This window comes from Hymenobacter sp. M1-2, from assembly GCF_057808495.1.
The window spans coordinates 89,974-107,443 of record NZ_JBTYZO010000015.1; the positions used below are offsets into that span (position 1 = coordinate 89,974).

Here is a 17,470-nt window from a genome sequence, read left to right on the forward strand (position 1 = left end):
AATGCCGTACCTTTGCTAATAAGCCAAAAAGCTTAGTTTTCGACTGACGACGAATGGGACTAGACTATCATTCTTTACTGAACCCTTCGCAGGCGGCCGCCGTGATGCAAATCGAAGGCCCCTGCATGATTATCGCGGGAGCCGGCTCGGGTAAAACCCGGGTGCTCACGTACCGCATTGCTAATCTGCTGGAACAGGGCGTGGACCCGTTCAACATCCTGGCTCTTACTTTCACCAACAAAGCGGCCCGCGAGATGCGCGCCCGAATTGAGAAGGTGGTAGGCCCGGAAGCTAAGAACCTCTGGATGGGTACGTTTCACAGCATCTTCGCCCGCATTTTGCGTTCCGAGGCCGACAAGCTCGGCTACCCCCGCTCGTTCACCATCTACGACACGCAGGACAGCAAGACGCTCATCGGCCAGATTCTGAAGGAGTTGGAGTTGGACGACAAGCTTTACAAGCCCAACATGGTGCTGGGCCGCATTTCGTCGGCGAAGAACAAGCTGATTTCGGTGCAGCAGTACCTCAACGACCCCATCATCCGGCAAGACGATGAGGCGGCGCTGCGGCCCAAGCTCGGAGTCATTTACCAGCAGTACGCCAACCGCTGCTTCAAGGCCGGCGCCATGGACTTCGACGACCTGCTCTACCAGACCAACGTACTGTTCAAGGACCATACGGATGTGCTCAACAAGTACCAGCACATCTTCCGGTTTGTGATGGTAGACGAGTACCAGGACACCAACTACTCGCAGTACCTGATTGCGCGCAAGCTGGCGGCTAAAGAGCGCAATATCTGCGTGGTGGGCGACGATGCACAGAGCATTTACGCCTTCCGGGGCGCTGATATTCAAAACATTCTCAACTTCGAGAAAGACTACCCGGAGCTGCAAGTCTTCAAGCTGGAGCAGAACTACCGCTCCACCAAGACCATCGTGAAGGCGGCCAACTCGGTCATCAAGAACAACCAGGCCCAGCTGCGCAAAGACGTTTTCTCCGACAACGAGGAAGGTCCGCTGATTGAGGTGCTGAAGGCAGCTTCCGACAACGAGGAAGGCAAGCTCGTGGCCAACAGCATCTACGAGGACAAGATGAGCCACCATCTGTCGTACGACGATTTTGCCATCCTGTACCGCACCAACGCCCAAAGCCGGGCAATGGAAGAGGCCTTGCGCAAGCTCAACATCAAGTACAAGATTGTGGGCGGCCTGAGCTTCTATCAGCGCAAGGAAATCAAGGACTTGGTGGCCTACCTGCGGCTCACGGTGAACCCCAACGACGAGCAGGCGCTACGCCGCGTCATCAATTACCCCAAGCGCGGCATCGGCGACACCACCATCAGCAAGCTCATCAACGCGGCTGAGGAAAGCAACCATACGATCTGGGAAGTGGTGGCGAATGCCGACCAGTTCCTGCCCACCCGCGTGGCGAATCCGGTGGTGGACTTCGCGGAAAAAATCAAGAGCTATACCGCCGTAGCGGCCAAGGAAGACGCGTTTGAGGCGGCCAAGTTCATTGCCAAGAACTCGGGCATGATCGAGGAGCTGTACTCCGATAAGAGCATCGAAGGTCTCTCCCGCTACGAGAACATCCAGGAATTGCTGAACGGCATCAAGGCCTTTGTGGAAGACCCCGAGCGGGATGAAAAGAGCCTCGGCACCTTCCTGCAAGATATTGCCCTCGTCACGGACGCCGACACCAAGGACGGGCAGAACGAAGGAGAGCAGGTGACGCTCATGACGATTCACTCGGCCAAGGGCCTGGAGTTTCGCAACGTGTACATCGTGGGGCTAGAGGAAAATCTGTTTCCGAGCCAGATGATGATTACCTCGCGCGCCGACCTGGAGGAGGAGCGCCGTCTGTTTTACGTGGCCATCACGCGGGCCGAGAAGAAGCTGACGCTCAGCTACGCCACCTCGCGCTACCAGTGGGGCAACCTGCGCAGCTGCGAGAAAAGCCGCTTTCTGGACGAAATCGACCCGCAGTTCGTGGACTTCAAGTTTGCGCCTTCCACTGGGCCGGGCGCGGGCGAGTCGCCGTTTGGGCACGTATTTGAGCGGCGCAGCAACCTTGTGCCGCCCGCCCCGCGTAAGACGGTAGCCACCAAGTACGTAGCCCCCGCCGACTTCAAGCCTTCCGACACGAGCCAGCTGCAAACCGGCCAGCGCGTGGAGCACCCCAAATTCGGCTTCGGCCAGGTCACTAAGCTCGAAACCGTGTCGGGCTCCACCAAGGCCATCATTCACTTCGACGAGGTGGGTGAGAAGACGTTGTTGCTGAGTTTTGCGAAATTGCGCGTGCTGGGCTAATTGTCAAGCCGTATCTTCACCCAATGAATGTTTCCATTACATACCTGACCGATGGTAAGGGCCGCCGCAAGGCGGTGCAGATTCCGTACGGACAATGGCAGGCGTTGCAGAAAGAGCTGGAGACTGTCCGCCAGGAAGCTGCTGTCCGGGCATCGTTGACGGAGGCTTTTCGTGATATTGCCGACATGGAAGCCGGCCGCAAGCCCAAGGTTCCTCTTAATCAACTGCTCGACGAGCTACGCCAGGAACTAGCCGAAGAAGATGGCAATTGAAGTTGTCGTCACCTATGGGCCTCACTTCAAACGAGAATTAAAGCATTTGGCAAAGAAGTTCACGTCGTTGCTAGACGAGCTTGAACACTTGGCCACCCAGCTCACGGGGAACCCTCAACTAGGCACGCCGCTTGGCAAAAGCTGCTACAAAATACGGCTAGCGGTGCGCAGCAAAGGCGGCGGAAAAAGCGGCGGTATGCGCGTCATCACCTACGTGGTGGCGCAACTACAACAGCAGACCGACGGGACGACTACGGTTTACCTGGCGTCTATTTTCGACAAGTCGGAGCGTGAGAACATCACCGACGCTCAACTCAAAAGCATCATCGCGGCCATCGACGGCACGGTCCCGCCCACTCTCTAGAACACTTATTTCCTACGAATGCCCCTTCCCTCTCTTCATAAGCACGAACTCCTCCAGCGCGAGTACGGCCAAACCACCTTCCAGTTGGTGCAAACTTTGCGCGGCATCGAGGACCGCGACGAGCGGACGCGCCGCGCCCAGCAGATTGTGCAGCTCATCTTCCGCCTGCAACCCGCCCTGCGCGACCAGCCCGACTCCCAGGCGCGGGTGTGGAACCACCTCTACGAGATGGCCGATGAGGATCTGGACATTGATGCTCCTTTCGAGCTGAAGGGCTTGAGTGAGCTGAACCAGCACCCCAAGCCCCTGCCCTACCCGCAAAAAACGTTGAAGCTACGCGCTTACGGCCGCGGCGTGGAACTGATGGTGGAAAAAGCCCTGAGCCTGGAAGACCCCACCGAGCGGGAGCAGGCCACTATCACCATCGGGCGCACGATGAAGTTCCTGTACCGCTCCCACAACAAGGAAAACGCCAAGGACGTCACCATCCTCAAGCACCTGAAAGACCTTTCGGGCGGTAAGCTCACGCTGGATCCGGCCTTGGTGGAGGCCCAAAACCTGTTTGAAATGCCGACTGCTAGTGCCAACACCAGCGCCAGCGGCCGGCCAACGCCGTTCATCGTGCCGCAGCCGCGCCAGGAGCGCGAAGGCCGCCGGGGCAGCGGTGGTGGAGGCAACCGCCGCGACAAGCAGCGCCGGGGCGGCAAAAAAGGCCGCCAGGAACCCCAGCAACCGCCGCAGTAATTTTTATTAGACATGAGACCGTGAGAAGTGAGACATGGGACTTGCGTGCTAAAACCCGCCAGTCGGGCCGTCAGCACGCAAGTCTCATGTCTCATGTCTCACGGTCTCACCTCTCAAACCAAGAATGGCCTCATTTGAAGTAATTGGCGGGCATCCGCTGAAAGGTGAAATAGTGCCGCAGGGCGCCAAAAACGAAGCTCTGCAAATCCTGTGCGCTGTGCTGCTCACGCCGGAGCCCGTCACTATTTCCAACATCCCCGACATCCGCGACGTCAACAAGCTCATCGAGCTGCTGCGCGACATGGGCGTGAAAGTCGGCAAGCTGGCCTCCGACACCTACCGTTTTCAGGCCGACGCGGTGAATTTAGACTACCTCGACACGCCGGAATTTGTGGAGCAGGGTCGGGCGCTACGGGGTTCGGTGATGATTCTAGGGCCTATGTTGGCCCGCTACGGCAAATGCCAACTGCCCAAGCCCGGCGGCGACAAAATTGGCCGTCGGCCGCTGGACACGCACTTTTTAGGGCTGGAAAAGTTAGGCGGCAAGCTTACGCTCGAAGGCACCGATTTTTACCGAATTTCCGCCGAAGAGGGCCTGACCGGCACTTACATGATGCTGGACGAAGCCTCCGTAACGGGCACCGCCAATATCGTAATGGCCGCCGTGCTGGCCAGGGGCACCACTACCATTTACAACGCGGCCTGCGAGCCGTACTTGCAGCAGCTCTGCAAAATGCTGGTGCGCATGGGTGCCAAGATCAACGGCATTGGCTCCAACCTGCTCACCATTGAGGGCGTGGAAGCCCTGGGCGGCACCGAGCACCGCATGCTGCCCGACATGATAGAAATCGGCTCCTTCATTGGGCTGGCGGCTATGACGGGTTCGGAAATCACGATCAAAGACTGCCAGATTCCCGAGCTGGGCATCATTCCAGACACCTTCCGCAAGCTCGGCATCCAGCTGGAGTTCCGCGGCGACGATATTCACATTCCGGCCCAGGAACACTACCAGATTGCCACTTACCTCGACGGCTCCATCCTCACCGTATCGGACCACACTTGGCCCGGCTTCACGCCCGATCTGCTGAGCATTGTGCTGGTGGTGGCCACGCAGGCTAAGGGCACGGTGCTTATTCACCAGAAAATGTTCGAGTCGCGTCTGTTCTTTGTGGACAAGCTCATCGACATGGGCGCGCAAGTGATACTCTGCGACCCGCACCGCGCCACCGTTATCGGCCTGAACCAGCGCCAGAAGCTGCGCGGCATCACCATGTCCTCGCCCGACATTCGGGCCGGCGTGGCTTTGCTGATTGCCGCGCTTTCCGCCGATGGTCGTAGCGTAATTGAAAACGTGGAGCAGATTGACCGTGGCTACCAGTACATCGACAAGCGCCTCACGGCCCTGGGAGCCCAGATTCGGCGCCTCTAGCGCTGCCTGGCAAGTATTGCTTGATGTAGCGTAACGCGCGAAGGGCTTACCTGCTTTTCTCGCGACGAAAGCCCAACCTTCCCAAAGGCTGGGCTTTTTCGTGCATATACGTTGCGCGTTGGGTTACCCGTTAAGCTTTCGGCAATCAAGGGAAAGTGCGGTTGGATACATTCACTCTTTTACTCCTTTCCTCATGAAAATGCGCGTATGGATGCTGCCCGCCCTGCTGTTGCTCACAGCTTGCAGCGCGAATGAACTTAAACAAGAGGCTGAATCGGCTTCAAGTCCAGCATTGATGGCACCAGTGCCAGAAAGCCCTCAGGAGGGAGGAGAAGCTGACCAAGCCGCTCCCCCTGCTGATGAGCCAGTTCAAAACACAGCCCAGACAACTGCCGCACCGGCTGCTTCTCGCAAGATTATCTACCACGCCGAAGTGCGGGTGAAAGTGGAGGACTTGAACCAGGCAAATGCACGGATGGATAGCCTCACGCGCGCCTACGGAGCCTACGTGTCGGATGCTTCCGAGACGCGGGAAGATGGAATGTGGCAGCATCAGATGAAAATCCGGGTGTTGCCAGCACGTTTTCAAGCCTTTCTCGGCAAATTGAATGGCCTGGGCAAGCTGGAATCCAAAACCCTCGGCACCGATGACGTGACGGCCGAACACGCCGACGTATCGGCACGGCTGGGTACCAAGCGGGCTTTGGAGCAGCGGTACGTGGCGCTGTTGAGCCGCGCGAAGAAAGTATCAGAAATTCTGGAAATCGAGGAGAAGATTGGGGAAGTACGCGGCGACATCGAAGCTACCGAAAGCAGGCTCAAAACCCTCAACGACCAACTGGCTTACTCCACCATCACGCTCACCTATTTTCAGGAAATCACGCTCAATACGCCCGACGCGCCGGTTCTTTCCTTCGGCAGCCGCTTCACGCAGGCCTTCTACGACGGGTGGGAATTGCTCACAGGCCTCGTGCTGGCATTCGTAACGGCCTGGCCGCTGGTGCTGCTCGGCGCGGCCGGCGTTTGGATTGTGCGAGCCTGGCGGCAGCGTCGTCGGCGCCAACGAGCCGCCGCAGAACTACCCGCTTAGCAGACGGTTCCTTCTAGCGACACAACGTTAAAGTGTATGCCGCAACAAAAAGCCCCGAACTCTGGCGAGAGTTCAGGGCTTTTTGTGCTTCGCCAGAATCATTTAATCCACAACCATATCGACGATGGCCGTGGCGACGGATAATACGATGCTGAAAATCAGGGCCGAAACAAAGCCATCCAACTTGAAGCCAGGAATCAGGTAATCGGCAATCATGACGATGACGGCGTTGATGACCAGCAGAAACAGGCCGAGCGTAAGTACGGTAATGGGGAAGCCAAACAGCTTCAAAATGGGTTTGAGAATGGCGTTCAGCACCCCAAGCACAATAACCAGCAGAATGGCGTCGCCAAAGCCGCCGATGTGCGAGCCAGGCAGATACGCGGCCAGCACGTAGGTGATGACAGCCGTGAGCAGAAACTTGAGGATGAAACCGAGCATGGAGGTTGTTGGGTGATTAGGTGACAGGTTATGGGGTGACAGGTGACAAGTTCACCAATTTGTAAACCTGGTCGGTGTACGGACGGCGACGGAAAAAGTAAACCCAGCATCTGCTTTCACTTTTCCTCTTCATCCAGTCACCTGTTACGTATCACCTGTCACCTAAGAACTTATTCCGCGCTACGGGCTTGGAGGCGGCCTTGCGAAACGGCCATCCAGTTGGCCATGCTGTAGAGCAGGCGCGCGCCCACAATGGCGTTCCACTCAGTGTCGCCGGGCGCTACCTCGTTCAGGTCGCAGCCGATGATGGTGCGGCCGGAGCGCACTACGGCCTGGATGAGGTAGAGCGCTTCCTCAAACTCGAGGCCGCCGGGTACGGGCGTACCGGTGCCGGGGCAGAGCTTAGGGTCCAGGCCATCAATATCGAAACTCAAATACACCTTTTGGGGTAGCTGCGCGATGATTTTGCCGCAGACCTTCTTCCACGACTTCTTCGCGAACCGCTCGTTGCTCAGGAAACGGTTATGGAACATCGTGACGCGGCCTTTACTGTGCTCCACTAGTTCGGCTTCCTGCTGACACAGGTCGCGAATGGCTACCTGCACCAGCTTCTTCACCTGGGGCAGCTTAAGGGCGTTGTACATGATAGAGGCGTGCGAGTACTCGAAGCCTTCGTAGGCGGGGCGCAGGTCGCAGTGCGCGTCAATTTGTAGGATACCAAACTCTTCGTGGCGCTCGGCCAGGGCGTGCAGGTAGCCGAGGGGCGTACTATGGTCGCCGCCGAGCAGCACCACGCCTTTGCCGGCGTCGAGGTAGGTGCCGGTTTTCTGCTTGAGATACTGGAGCAGCGCTTCGCCTCGCTGGTTGATTTGCTCGGGCACGGCGGCAAATTGGGCGCGGCTAGCTTCGGGCTCGCCTTCTTCCAGCCAACCGATGTAATCTTCGGCCAGGGGGCGCAGTTCCTGGCTTTCGGCGGCTACTTTCTCATCAGGCTCTTCCATAGCCAGGCCCATACGCCAGGCGTCGGGCAAGTCCGGGTCGTAGAGGTCCACTTGCAGAGAAGCATCCCGAATAGCGGCGGGGCCTTCGGCGGTGCCAGCGCGGTACGAAACCGTGACTTCCCACGGCACGGGCACCACTACCACCTGCGCTTCCTCTACGGTGAAGGGCAGACCGTAAATGCCGCCCTGCGTATCGCCTAAGGCGTTGGGGTCGAAGTCAGCGAGTTTTTTTTCGAGACTGAAAGAGACAGAATTTGCCATAATGAAATAGTAAAGCAGAAAGGAGGGGTGAATGAAGAACTTCCTAAAAGCCTAGCCAGGCCATTGCTCATTGTCAATTGCTCATAGCCGCAGCTCCGGTCTGCCCGCTTTTTCGGCGGGCTGATCGGTCGAAGGGCGCGCCATCCGTTAATTCTGAATGAGGAATTAGAAATTCTGAATTGGGGTGAATGAGCAGTCGGAACAACGTCAGCTCGCGGCGACCGGTCAGCCCGCCGAAAAAGCGGGCAGACCGGAGCGTGCGGCCATGAGCAACGAATATCTACCAGACTTAGGCCATCAGGAAATTCCTTTTTCTTCAGCTACACAGAGGCGCCGTTGAGGAAGTTGTAAGTGCGAATGATGTCGAGAATCTTCTCGAACGTGGCGCGGTCGAAAAAGAGCATCAGCGGCAATTCCACCGAATTATCTTTGTCGGAAAACTGGGTGATGACCGAGAAAATGAGCGGCTGCACGCTCGGCTGCGTGTCCATGAGGCTGTGCAAGGACGCCGCGATGTCACCGTCCGGGGCCGTGGGTGGCGCACCGTAAATCCGGGCTTTGAGGATGTTGGCCAGTTGCGTGACCAGCGCCCCGGTGATAATGTTGCTGATTTCCAACAGTAAGGACTCCTGCATCTCGTTGATTTCGGTGGCCGCCGGCACGCTCATGCGCAAACACACGCGCGACAAACGCTGAATATGCAGGCCCGAAAAGAACATGAGCGTCGTGCCGTTGAAGTCGCCCCGAATGTCGGACTGGATGGCCACGTTGGTGCGCTGAAACTCGCGCACCAACTCCTGAATGCCGCTGCCGGGCACCAGATCGAGGCTAGGAACTTCCAGCAACACTTTTTCTTGGGCAATCACTGCAAACGAGTCAGCAGCGCGGGCCAGTCCTATGTTCAGAATTTCGCGGACCACGTCGCGCTCCAGTTCTGTCATGTGCAAGTCCATATAGTTCAGTCAGTTGGCTGAAGGCTGCCGCGCAGCAACACTTCAGTATCAGCATTACGTATTTTCACGGCCGTCGGGCTAGAAACAGCCGGGTTAAAGCGGGCACATCGAGCACGAGGCATACTTGCCCACTGCCGAGCAGCGTCACGCCGCCGAACAGCTCAATAGTGTCCAGCGGTTTGCTCATTGGCTTGATGACAATGTCCTGCTGGCGCAGAAAACGGTCGACAATGAGCCCGAGCTTGCGGTTGTTGTAGTTGACGATGATGATGTCCTGGCGGCCTTGCAACTCAGCGCGGGTGGCGGCGGGTAGCGGCCCTTCATCGTTGTGGAGCAGACGGCGCAGATTCACGACAGTCACGTTTTCGCCTTGCACCTCGGCCAGTAGCACGCCCCCCACCACGTGCAAATCGTGAGGTTGGAGCGACACCACAGAGTCGGTGTGCATGAGCGGAATGGCGTAGCTGCGCTCATCCAGCTCGAAGAGCAGAGCGCCCTTCACGGCAATGGACGTGGGTAGCACCAGCGTAAACGTGGTGCCCTGCCCCAGTACCGATTCTACGCGCAACTGCCCACCAAGTGAATCGATAGCCAGCTTCACGACATCGAGGCCCACGCCGCGGCCCGAAATTTCGGTTACTTCCTTGGCCATCGAGAAGCCGGGCTCAAACAGGAAGGCCCGCACTGCGTCGTCGCTGAGCAGACGGGCGGCTTTCTTGCCAACCAGGCCCCGCTCCACGGCTTTGCGGCGCACACTCTCCACATCAATACCGCGGCCGTCGTCGGTGACTTGAATCAGTACATCGTCGCGCTCAGTTTGGGCCGACAGAACGAGTTGGCCCTGGGCCGGCTTGCCGGCTTTTTCCCGTTCGGCAGGCGTTTCGAGGCCGTGCCCCACGGCGTTGCGCACGAGGTGCAGCAGCGCGTCGGTAATGATTTGCAGGATGTTGCGGTCGATCTGGATGTCCTGGCCGCTGAGCGTAAGTTCGACCTGCTTTTTCTCGGCCGTCGCCACATCACGCACCACCCGCGGAAACTTGTTGAGCAGCGTGCCCACACTCACGAGGCGCGCATCCATGACGGAGTATTGCAGCTCGTCGGTGATGCGGAACAGGTGGGCGGCGGAGCTTTGCAGCGCCGGGTGGCCGATTTCCTGGCTCAGGGTCAGAATTCGGTCCCGGTCGATAATCAACTCTCCCACTAAGTTGAGCAAGTGGTCGAGCTTTTTGATCTGGATGTACACCAAATCCGACAGCTCCAGCTTGCGCGTGGCGTCTTCGTCGTCCACTTCTTCGGCGGCCAGCACGGGCTCCTCGCCGCGTACCAGCCGGTCGAGGTTGTCGAGCAGCGCCTTGCTGTCGGGTATTTCTTCCTCGGCGCCCACCGCCCGAATCATGGCACCCAGCGTGTCGATGCCCATGAACAGTACTGTGGCCAAGCTCCCAGTGAATTCCCGCTCTTTGTCGCGGATCAGGCCGAAGATGGTTTCCATGTTGTGCGCCACCTCCCCCACCGGAATGAAGCCCATGGCCCGGGAGTTGGACTTGAGGTTGTGCATGAGCCGGAATAGCTCATTCAGGGCATTCTGCTCCTGCGGGTTGCGCTCCAGCTCGCTGATGTGCCGGCTCATGGCATCGTAGGCTTCCAGCGCCTCGGCCATGTAGATTTCCCGGTATTCCTGCTCGCGTGATTTCATAGCTGAACGACGCGGGCGGAAGATGAACGGACAAGTCGGCCAGCCGAGGAGAGGCGCTGGAAGAGGCCAGCATGGTGCGTAATGGCGGCGGGCAACTCCGCCAGCGGCAGCACGGCATTGGCCCAGCCGCTCTCGATAACTGAGTTGGGCATGGAAAACGCCATCGAGGAAGCTTCGTCTTGCACCAGTACCGTGCCGCCGTACTGCCGGACTGCCTGGGCGCCCAGCGTACCGTCGCGGCCCAGGCCGGTAAGCACCACGCCGAGCACGTTACGGCCCACGGTACGCGCGGCGGAGCGCATCAGCAAGTCGAGAGAAGGTTCGTCGCCGGAGGGACTGGGCTCGGGCGTGTATTCGATGTACCAAGCGCGCCAGGGACTATGGGAAGCCGCTTTGACGAGTAAGTTGCGGCCGCCAGTTGCCACCACAATTCGGCCCGGCTCCAGGATGGTACCATTGCCGCCCACTACTACTGGCAAGACCGTGGCCCGGCGCAGGCGCCGCACGAATGACTGCTGGAACGAGGCGGGCAAATGCACTGCTACCACCACGGCGCAGGCCAATGAAGCGGGCAGTTCCCGCACCAACTGCTCCACCACCGCGGGGCTGCCCGTCGAGCCGCCAATGATTATCAAGCCGTGGGAAAGACCTGGCACAAGGACCGGGCTTGTATGTTTTGCCAAGGGCTGCGGCGTTTCGGGCAAACCCTTGCGCACCTTGCTCAACACATCAGCTGCTCGTTCGGAGATATTGCTATCGGATGTTAGATAATCGAAAACACCCCAGCGGGCGGCTTCGTGCAGCATGCCGGCCAGCGGAGTCGTTTCGCAGCAGAGCAGCACGGGTACTGCCGAGTAGCGGCTAAGTTGCTCTATGTCGCGCAGTTGCTGCTCGCCCACAATCACTAGTGCTGGGCGCAACCGACGAACCTGGGCCAGCAGCTCAGTGGTTCCCGCACTGGCACTTACCACGTGCAGGTCGGGCTGAGTCTGGAGTAGGCGCCGCAGCCCAAGCCGCAGGGCGGTGGGCAGGTTACCAAGCAGAATAGTGAAGGAAAGAGAACTGTCAGGCACGGGAAAAGCAAAGAGTACAAACAGGCAGTTGGTGGCGTAGCTTCAGTCCGAAAAGCAATCAGCAACGCTGGCCAGGCTCATCAGCAAGAACTGGCTACTCCTCGGTCTGCAAGGTGCTGGTCACGATTTCCAGGACTTTTTCCTCGGAAAACGGCTTCACGATGTAGGCAGAAGCTCCACTTTCCAATGCCTCATTCACAATCACCTCCTGCCCCACAGCGCTGCACATTACCACCTTCACGTCGGGGTCGTTTTCCCGGATTCCTTTCAGCACATCCAAGCCCGTATTATCGGGCAAAATCACGTCGAGGGTGATGAGGTCGGGGTTGGTGGCGGCGGCCATTTCCAGCGCCTGCTGGCCGTTAGCCGCTTCACCTACCACTTCATAGCCGGCATCGGTGAGCATGTTCTTGAGCATCGTGCGCATGTAGAAGGAGTCGTCCACGATGAGGATGCGGTTTTTCATAAAGAGCTGGTCAAAAAGCGGAGAGAGGGGAAGGCGAAAACTGGAGCTTGTACGGCGGGCAACCGGCAAAGATGTGGTGGCTATCAGCGCGGCTGGAGCTGCATTATTTCGGCGGGGGTGAGCAGCTTCAGCATGTCGAGCACGATGATAACGCGCCCATCTACCTTGACAATGCCCTCAATGTACTTGTCGTTGATGTTGAGGTCCTGAATAAACTCGGGAGCTTTTTCGATGAGCGAGGCCGGAATGGACAGCGGCTGCGGCACCTCCCGCACCACAATGCCGATGGTATAATCCTTGGCTTCGATGGCTAGCGTGTAGGAATACGCCGGCAACTCTTGGCCAGCCGGCCGGAGCTGGAACCGCTCTTCCAGGTCGATGATGGCAATAATGTCGCCGCGCAGGTTGGCAATGCCTTTCACGAAAGGCGGCGTTTTGGGCATGCGCGCAATTTCGGGCGTCAGTGTCACCTCTTTCACCTGCTCAATGCGCAGGCCGTATTCTTCTTCCCCGAGCCGGAACACAATCAACTGAATGATGGTATCCGGCTTGCTTTTTTTCTCGCTGGTTAGTTCTGCGTCAGCCATTCGGCGGAAATATTCTGAGGACCAGGGCAGCTACTACACGAAACTGCTGCCCTGGCCCGAAGGTTAACGGCTGGACTTATTTGCTGTTCTTGGCTTTGGCGCGTGCCGGAGCCTTACCCGGCTTTTTCTCTGAGGTGGCGGCGCCATTAGAACCACTGGAACCAGCCGGCGCTTCTCGGCGGCGCGGTCCACGCTCGGCTGGAGCCTTGGCTGAAGGAGCCTCCGGTGCGGCTTCAGGCGCTGGCGCCGCCTTTGCGGCCCGGCGCGGGGGTGCGGCAGACGTTGGCGAACTGGTGGGCGACGCTGGTTGAGCCGCTGGTCGGGGGCGCGAACCAACAGCGGGGCGGGCGGCACTGACCGGCGCGGCAGCATCAGCCGCCGCGGTGACCGGACGACGCACTACCCGCTGTTGGCGCTCTGCGGGAGCGGCGGGTTGCGGCACGGCCACTACCTGCCGCCGCATGGCCCGGCGCGGCGGCTCGGGTACGGGCTCTGGCTCCACGTATTCCAGCAGCTGGAAGTTGGAAAGGCCCAGTTGCAGGTCGTCGGCAATGTCGGTGAGGCGCTGGCTGGACACGGTGAGCTCGTGCATGGACGTGGAGAGTTGCTTAGCGGTGCCGGCCACTTGCTGCGTGCCGGAAGCCGTTTGCTCGGCAATGGCTACCACTTCTTCCACGTACTTCACTACGTCGCCGATGGACGTTTTCTGGATTTCGGTGGCCGTGAGAATGTCACGGGAAGTGCGTAGCGTTTCGCCGCTGCTGGTGGCAATGTTCTTAAAGGCCGAGCTGGCCTCGAAGGTGGCGTTTTTGCCTTTCAATACACGGCCTTCCATAGTTGAAATAGCGGTGGCGGCGGAGGTCGTATCCTTCTTTACATCATCCACCAGCGTCCCGATTTCCGAGGCCGAGCGGCGAGAGCCTTCGGCCAGCTTGCGGATTTCTTCGGCTACTACCGCGAAACCCCGGCCCGCTTCGCCGGCGCGGGCCGCTTCGATGGCGGCATTCAGCGCGAGCAGGTTGGTTTGGGCAGCAATGTCGGTAATCACGCCTAGCGACTTGCTGATGTCTTGGGAGCGGACGGAAAGTACTTCGATGGTTTTAGCCGTTTGCGCCGCTGCCGCCGAAATTTCCTCCATGTTCTTCACCACCTCGGCCACGGTTTTCAGACCGAGCTGCGAAGTTTGCTCGCCAAGAATAGCCGCCTTGATACCAATGTCGGCTTTGCCGGCGGTTTCTTTGGTGGCCTGCATGATTTCTTCGATGAGCTTGAAGGCTTGGTCGGTTTTGAGGGCTTGGTTCTGAGCGCCTTCGGCCATTTGCTGCATGGCCAGGGCCACGTCTACCGTCACGCGGCTCATCTCCTGCCCTTTCGCCGCCATTTCCTCCGAAGAAGTACCCACCACCTGCGACGAGTCGTTGATTTCGGCGAGCAGGTCGTTGAGCGTTTCCACGGCCAGGTTCAGGGCGTTGGACATGGCCTGAATGTCGCCGGCCGTCTGGATTTCCACTTGCTGGGTCAGGTCGCCCTCGGAAATGGCCCGCACCACGCGGCTCACTTCCAGCACCGGCGAGGCAATGGATTCGAGCAAGTCGTTGAGTGTATCCACGATTTCCTTCCACGAGCCGCTCACACCGCCTACCGTGGCGCGCTCGGTCAGCTTGCCTTCCACCCCAGCCACTTTTGCCACGCGGCTCACTTCCTGCGCTAGGCGGTTCAGGTCGTCCACCATGCGGTTGATGGTGTCGGCGAGGTCGGCCACTTCGCCCTTCGCGTCCAGGGTCAGCTTCTGCGTCAGGTCACCCTGCGATACGCCGGTTACTACTTTGCCGATGCCCCGCACCTGGGTGGTGAGGTTGGCGGCCAGCGTGTTTACGTTGTCGGTCAGATCTTTCCAGACGCCGGTTACGTTCGGCACATCGGCCTGGCCGCCGAGCTTGCCTTCGGTGCCTACTTCCTGCGCCACACGAGTTACTTCGCCGGCGAAGATGTTGAGCGAGTCCACCATCCGGTTGATGTTGTCTTTGAGGTCGAGCAACTCGCCTTTGACATCTACCGACACTTTCTGGCTTAGGTCGCCGCGGGCTACGGCGGTGGTTACGTTGGCAATGTCGCGCACCTGGCTGGTAAGCGAGGCGGCCATGAAGTTTACGTTGTCGGTCAGGTCCTTCCAGGTGCCGCGCACGTTGGGCACGTCGGCCTGGCCGCCCAGTTTTCCTTCCGTGCCTACTTCGCGAGCCACGCGGGTTACTTCGTCGCCGAAGGTGTTGAGCGAGTCCACCATCTGGTTGAGGTTTTCCTTCAACTGCAACAGCTCCCCACGCACGTTTACCGTCACTTTCTGGCTCAAGTCGCCTTTGGCTACGGCGGTAGCCACGTTGGCGATGTCCCGCACCTGACTGGTCAGGTTGGAAGCCATGGTGTTCACGTTGTCCGTCAGGTCTTTCCAGGTGCCGCTCACGTTGGGTACCGAAGCCTGGCCGCCCAGAATACCTTCGGTGCCTACCTCGCGGGCCACGCGGGTTACTTCGCCGGCGAAGATGTTGAGCGAGTCCACCATCTGATTAAGGATGTTTTTGAGGTCGAGAATCTCGCCTTTCACATCCACCGTCATCTTCTGCGTCAGGTCGCCTTTGGCTACGGCGCTGGCTACGTTGGCAATGTCGCGTACCTGACTGGTCAGGTTCGAAGCCATGTAGTTCACGTTGTCCGTCAGGTCTTTCCAGGTGCCGCTTACCCGGGGTACTGAGGCTTGACCACCCAACTTTCCTTCGGTACCTACTTCGCGAGCCACGCGGGTTACTTCGTCGCCGAAGATGTTGAGCGAGTCCACCATCTGATTGAGGATGTTCTTCAGCTCCAGGATTTCACCCTTCACATCCACCGTCATCTTCTGGCTCAAGTCGCCGCGGGCTACGGCGGTAGCCACGTTGGCAATGTCGCGCACCTGACTGGTCAGGTTGGAGGCCATGTAGTTTACGTTGTCGGTCAGGTCCTTCCACACCCCGGCCACGTTCGGCACTGAAGCCTGGCCGCCGAGCTTGCCCTCGGTGCCTACTTCCAAGGCCACGCGGGTTACTTCGCCGGCAAACAGGTTGAGCGAGTCCACCATCTGGTTCAGGTTCTGCTTCAATTGCAGCAGCTCCCCTTTCACGTCTACCGTGATTTTCTGGCTCAGGTCACCTTTGGCTACGGCGGTAGCTACGTTGGCGATGTCACGTACCTGCAAGGTTAGGTTGGAGGCCATGTAGTTTACGTTGTCCGTCAACTCCTTCCATACGCCGGCCACGTTTGGTACGCTAGCTTGGCCGCCCAGGCGGCCTTCGGTGCCTACTTCCTGCGCCACGCGGGTTACTTCACCGGCGAAGAGGTTGAGCGAATCCACCATCTGGTTCAGGTTCTGCTTCAATTGCAGCAGCTCCCCCTTTACATCCACTGTAATCTTCTGGCTCAAGTCGCCACGCGCTACGGCGGTAGCCACGTTGGCAATATCACGCACCTGACTCGTCAGGTTGGAAGCCATGTAGTTTACGTTGTCGGTCAGGTCTTTCCACACGCCGGCCACGTTCGGCACTGAAGCCTGGCCGCCGAGCTTGCCTTCGGTGCCTACTTCCAAGGCCACGCGGGTTACTTCGCCGGCAAACAGGTTGAGCGAGTCCACCATCTGGTTCAGGTTCTGCTTCAATTGCAGCAGCTCGCCCTTCACATCCACTGTCACCTTCTGCGTCAAGTCGCCTTTGGCTACGGCGGTGGCCACGTTAGCAATGTCGCGCACCTGACTCGTCAGGTTCGAAGCCATGTAGTTCACGTTGTCCGTCAGGTCTTTCCAGATACCGCCTACGTTTGGTACGCTGGCTTGGCCGCCGAGCTTGCCTTCGGTGCCTACTTCCTGCGCCACGCGGGTTACTTCGCCAGCAAACAGGTTCAGGTTGTCGATGGTGCGGTTGATGGTTTCGGCCATCACCTTGAAGTCGCCCGACACTGGAATCTGGAAGGTTTCGTCCAGGTTGCCCTTGCTGATGTTCTTGAGCACCTTGCCCACTTCCAACACCGGCACGGCAATGCTATCCACCAAGCCGTTGATGTTGTTGATCATATCGCGCCAGAAACCAGCAGCATTATCGGCGGAGGCGCGGGCTTTCAAGTTGCCTTCTACCCCGGCTACTTTCGAGATGCGCGATACTTCGCCGCCTACTCCACCTATCATTTCCACCATGGAATTGTAGGCTTCGGCTATTTCGGCGAAGATGTCGTTGTTCTGCTTAGTGAGCCGCACCGATACGTCGCCTTTTTTGAAGGCGTCGAGAGCGTAGAGCACCCGGTTGAGTTGCTCGTTTACGTAGTCGGAGTTTTCGAGGGCCCCATTGTGGCGCGTGCTGGAACCTTTGGGGCTGCCGCTGCGGCGCGTGGGGTCGCTGTTGCCGGGAGCCGGCCGCGTGGCCACGACGGTGGAAGCGTCGGCCGGGGAAGTCTCAGCCGGGTTAAGTACGGCCGCACGACGGGTGGAGGAGGTAGTCTTACCTGATGCCATATAGCAAGGAGTAGCGGGACTGAGTAGAGAAGGCTAAGTTGGCGCAAAACGCGCAAAGCTGCCGCTACTCTACTTAGCAAAGGTAGCGAATACGCCTATTTCCCGGAGAATGATTCTACAACATATCATGGAGTAACGGAACCCTCTTTCGGTGAACCAGTTGCGGCGTTTCCGCTGTTGCCTGCACACGTGCTGCGGATAGGGTCCGACATTACTATTATTGTACGGCACGTTAGGTCGACGGATTATTACA

At 58.7% G+C, this 17,470-nt stretch carries 14 protein-coding genes; 6 read left to right on the forward strand and 8 right to left on the reverse strand.

Annotated elements, in window-relative coordinates; genetic code table 11:
- The first annotated feature begins 53 nt into the window (after positions 1–53).
- The 6 genes from ACYSMN_RS15595 (at position 54) to ACYSMN_RS15620 (ending at position 6,208) form a co-directional block, all read left to right on the forward strand.
- Positions 54–2,309, forward strand: coding sequence for an ATP-dependent helicase (locus ACYSMN_RS15595; protein WP_488924833.1), 2,256 nt, complete (start codon positions 54–56; stop codon positions 2,307–2,309).
- Positions 2,310–2,332: 23 nt separating this feature from the next.
- Complete coding sequence (locus tag ACYSMN_RS15600; protein ID WP_488924834.1) at positions 2,333–2,581, forward strand: hypothetical protein; 249 nt, start codon at positions 2,333–2,335, stop codon at positions 2,579–2,581.
- On the forward strand, positions 2,571–2,945 hold the full coding sequence (locus tag ACYSMN_RS15605; RefSeq protein WP_488924835.1) for a hypothetical protein: 375 nt from the start codon (positions 2,571–2,573) through the stop codon (positions 2,943–2,945). Before ACYSMN_RS15600 ends, ACYSMN_RS15605 begins: the two co-directional genes overlap by 11 nt.
- A gap of 18 nt (positions 2,946–2,963) precedes the next feature.
- Positions 2,964–3,689 carry a DUF4290 domain-containing protein gene (locus tag ACYSMN_RS15610; protein WP_488924836.1) on the forward strand — a complete coding sequence of 242 codons (726 nt, stop codon included), beginning with the start codon at positions 2,964–2,966 and terminating at the stop codon, positions 3,687–3,689.
- Between the two features lie 124 nt (positions 3,690–3,813).
- Positions 3,814–5,118: a UDP-N-acetylglucosamine 1-carboxyvinyltransferase gene (gene murA / locus ACYSMN_RS15615; RefSeq protein WP_488924837.1), complete on the forward strand. Its 1,305-nt coding sequence runs from the start codon at positions 3,814–3,816 to the stop codon at positions 5,116–5,118.
- A gap of 295 nt (positions 5,119–5,413) precedes the next feature.
- Positions 5,414–6,208, forward strand: coding sequence for a DUF4349 domain-containing protein (locus tag ACYSMN_RS15620; protein WP_488924838.1), 795 nt, complete (start codon positions 5,414–5,416; stop codon positions 6,206–6,208).
- 102 nt (positions 6,209–6,310) lie between these two features.
- On the opposite strand, the gene ACYSMN_RS15625 is transcribed toward ACYSMN_RS15620, so the two are convergent.
- The 8 genes from ACYSMN_RS15625 to ACYSMN_RS15660 form a co-directional block, all read right to left on the reverse strand.
- Entirely contained in the window at positions 6,311–6,649 is a 339-nt protein-coding gene (locus ACYSMN_RS15625) for a phage holin family protein (RefSeq protein ID WP_488924839.1), read from the reverse strand.
- 170 nt (positions 6,650–6,819) lie between these two features.
- The gene (locus ACYSMN_RS15630; RefSeq protein ID WP_488924840.1) at positions 6,820–7,911 is read right to left on the reverse strand and encodes an agmatinase family protein; all 1,092 of its coding nucleotides are present in this window, start codon (positions 7,909–7,911) and stop codon (positions 6,820–6,822) included.
- A gap of 320 nt (positions 7,912–8,231) precedes the next feature.
- Positions 8,232–8,864, reverse strand: coding sequence for a chemotaxis protein CheC (locus ACYSMN_RS15635; protein ID WP_488924841.1), 633 nt, complete (start codon positions 8,862–8,864; stop codon positions 8,232–8,234).
- Positions 8,865–8,928: 64 nt separating this feature from the next.
- Entirely contained in the window at positions 8,929–10,560 is a 1,632-nt protein-coding gene (locus ACYSMN_RS15640; RefSeq protein WP_488924842.1) for a chemotaxis protein CheA, read from the reverse strand.
- Positions 10,557–11,633, reverse strand: coding sequence for a CheB methylesterase domain-containing protein (locus tag ACYSMN_RS15645; RefSeq protein WP_488924843.1), 1,077 nt, complete (start codon positions 11,631–11,633; stop codon positions 10,557–10,559). Before ACYSMN_RS15645 ends, ACYSMN_RS15640 begins: the two co-directional genes overlap by 4 nt.
- A 94-nt stretch (positions 11,634–11,727) precedes the next feature.
- Positions 11,728–12,099 carry a response regulator gene (locus tag ACYSMN_RS15650; protein ID WP_488924844.1) on the reverse strand — a complete coding sequence of 124 codons (372 nt, stop codon included), beginning with the start codon at positions 12,097–12,099 and terminating at the stop codon, positions 11,728–11,730.
- Between the two features lie 83 nt (positions 12,100–12,182).
- Complete coding sequence (locus ACYSMN_RS15655; RefSeq protein WP_488924845.1) at positions 12,183–12,686, reverse strand: chemotaxis protein CheW; 504 nt, start codon at positions 12,684–12,686, stop codon at positions 12,183–12,185.
- A gap of 76 nt (positions 12,687–12,762) precedes the next feature.
- Positions 12,763–17,217, reverse strand: coding sequence for a HAMP domain-containing protein (locus tag ACYSMN_RS15660; protein ID WP_488924846.1), 4,455 nt, complete (start codon positions 17,215–17,217; stop codon positions 12,763–12,765).
- Between the last annotated feature and the right edge of the window lie 253 nt (positions 17,218–17,470).

Excerpts from the sequence above, each read along its gene's own strand:
- ACYSMN_RS15595 (WP_488924833.1), top strand. The coding sequence starts at position 54 with ATGGGACTAGACTATCATTCTTTACTGAACCCTTCGCAGGCGGCCGCC.
- ACYSMN_RS15625 (WP_488924839.1), bottom strand. The coding sequence starts at position 6,649 with ATGCTCGGTTTCATCCTCAAGTTTCTGCTCACGGCTGTCATCACCTAC.
- ACYSMN_RS15660 (WP_488924846.1), bottom strand. The coding sequence starts at position 17,217 with ATGGCATCAGGTAAGACTACCTCCTCCACCCGTCGTGCGGCCGTACTT.
- ACYSMN_RS15630 (WP_488924840.1), bottom strand. The coding sequence starts at position 7,911 with ATGGCAAATTCTGTCTCTTTCAGTCTCGAAAAAAAACTCGCTGACTTC.
- ACYSMN_RS15610 (WP_488924836.1), top strand. The coding sequence starts at position 2,964 with ATGCCCCTTCCCTCTCTTCATAAGCACGAACTCCTCCAGCGCGAGTAC.
- ACYSMN_RS15605 (WP_488924835.1), top strand. The coding sequence starts at position 2,571 with ATGGCAATTGAAGTTGTCGTCACCTATGGGCCTCACTTCAAACGAGAA.
- ACYSMN_RS15640 (WP_488924842.1), bottom strand. The coding sequence starts at position 10,560 with ATGAAATCACGCGAGCAGGAATACCGGGAAATCTACATGGCCGAGGCG.
- ACYSMN_RS15635 (WP_488924841.1), bottom strand. The coding sequence starts at position 8,864 with ATGGACTTGCACATGACAGAACTGGAGCGCGACGTGGTCCGCGAAATT.
- murA (WP_488924837.1), top strand. The coding sequence starts at position 3,814 with ATGGCCTCATTTGAAGTAATTGGCGGGCATCCGCTGAAAGGTGAAATA.
- ACYSMN_RS15620 (WP_488924838.1), top strand. The coding sequence starts at position 5,414 with ATGGCACCAGTGCCAGAAAGCCCTCAGGAGGGAGGAGAAGCTGACCAA.
- ACYSMN_RS15650 (WP_488924844.1), bottom strand. The coding sequence starts at position 12,099 with ATGAAAAACCGCATCCTCATCGTGGACGACTCCTTCTACATGCGCACG.
- ACYSMN_RS15655 (WP_488924845.1), bottom strand. The coding sequence starts at position 12,686 with ATGGCTGACGCAGAACTAACCAGCGAGAAAAAAAGCAAGCCGGATACC.
- ACYSMN_RS15600 (WP_488924834.1), top strand. The coding sequence starts at position 2,333 with ATGAATGTTTCCATTACATACCTGACCGATGGTAAGGGCCGCCGCAAG.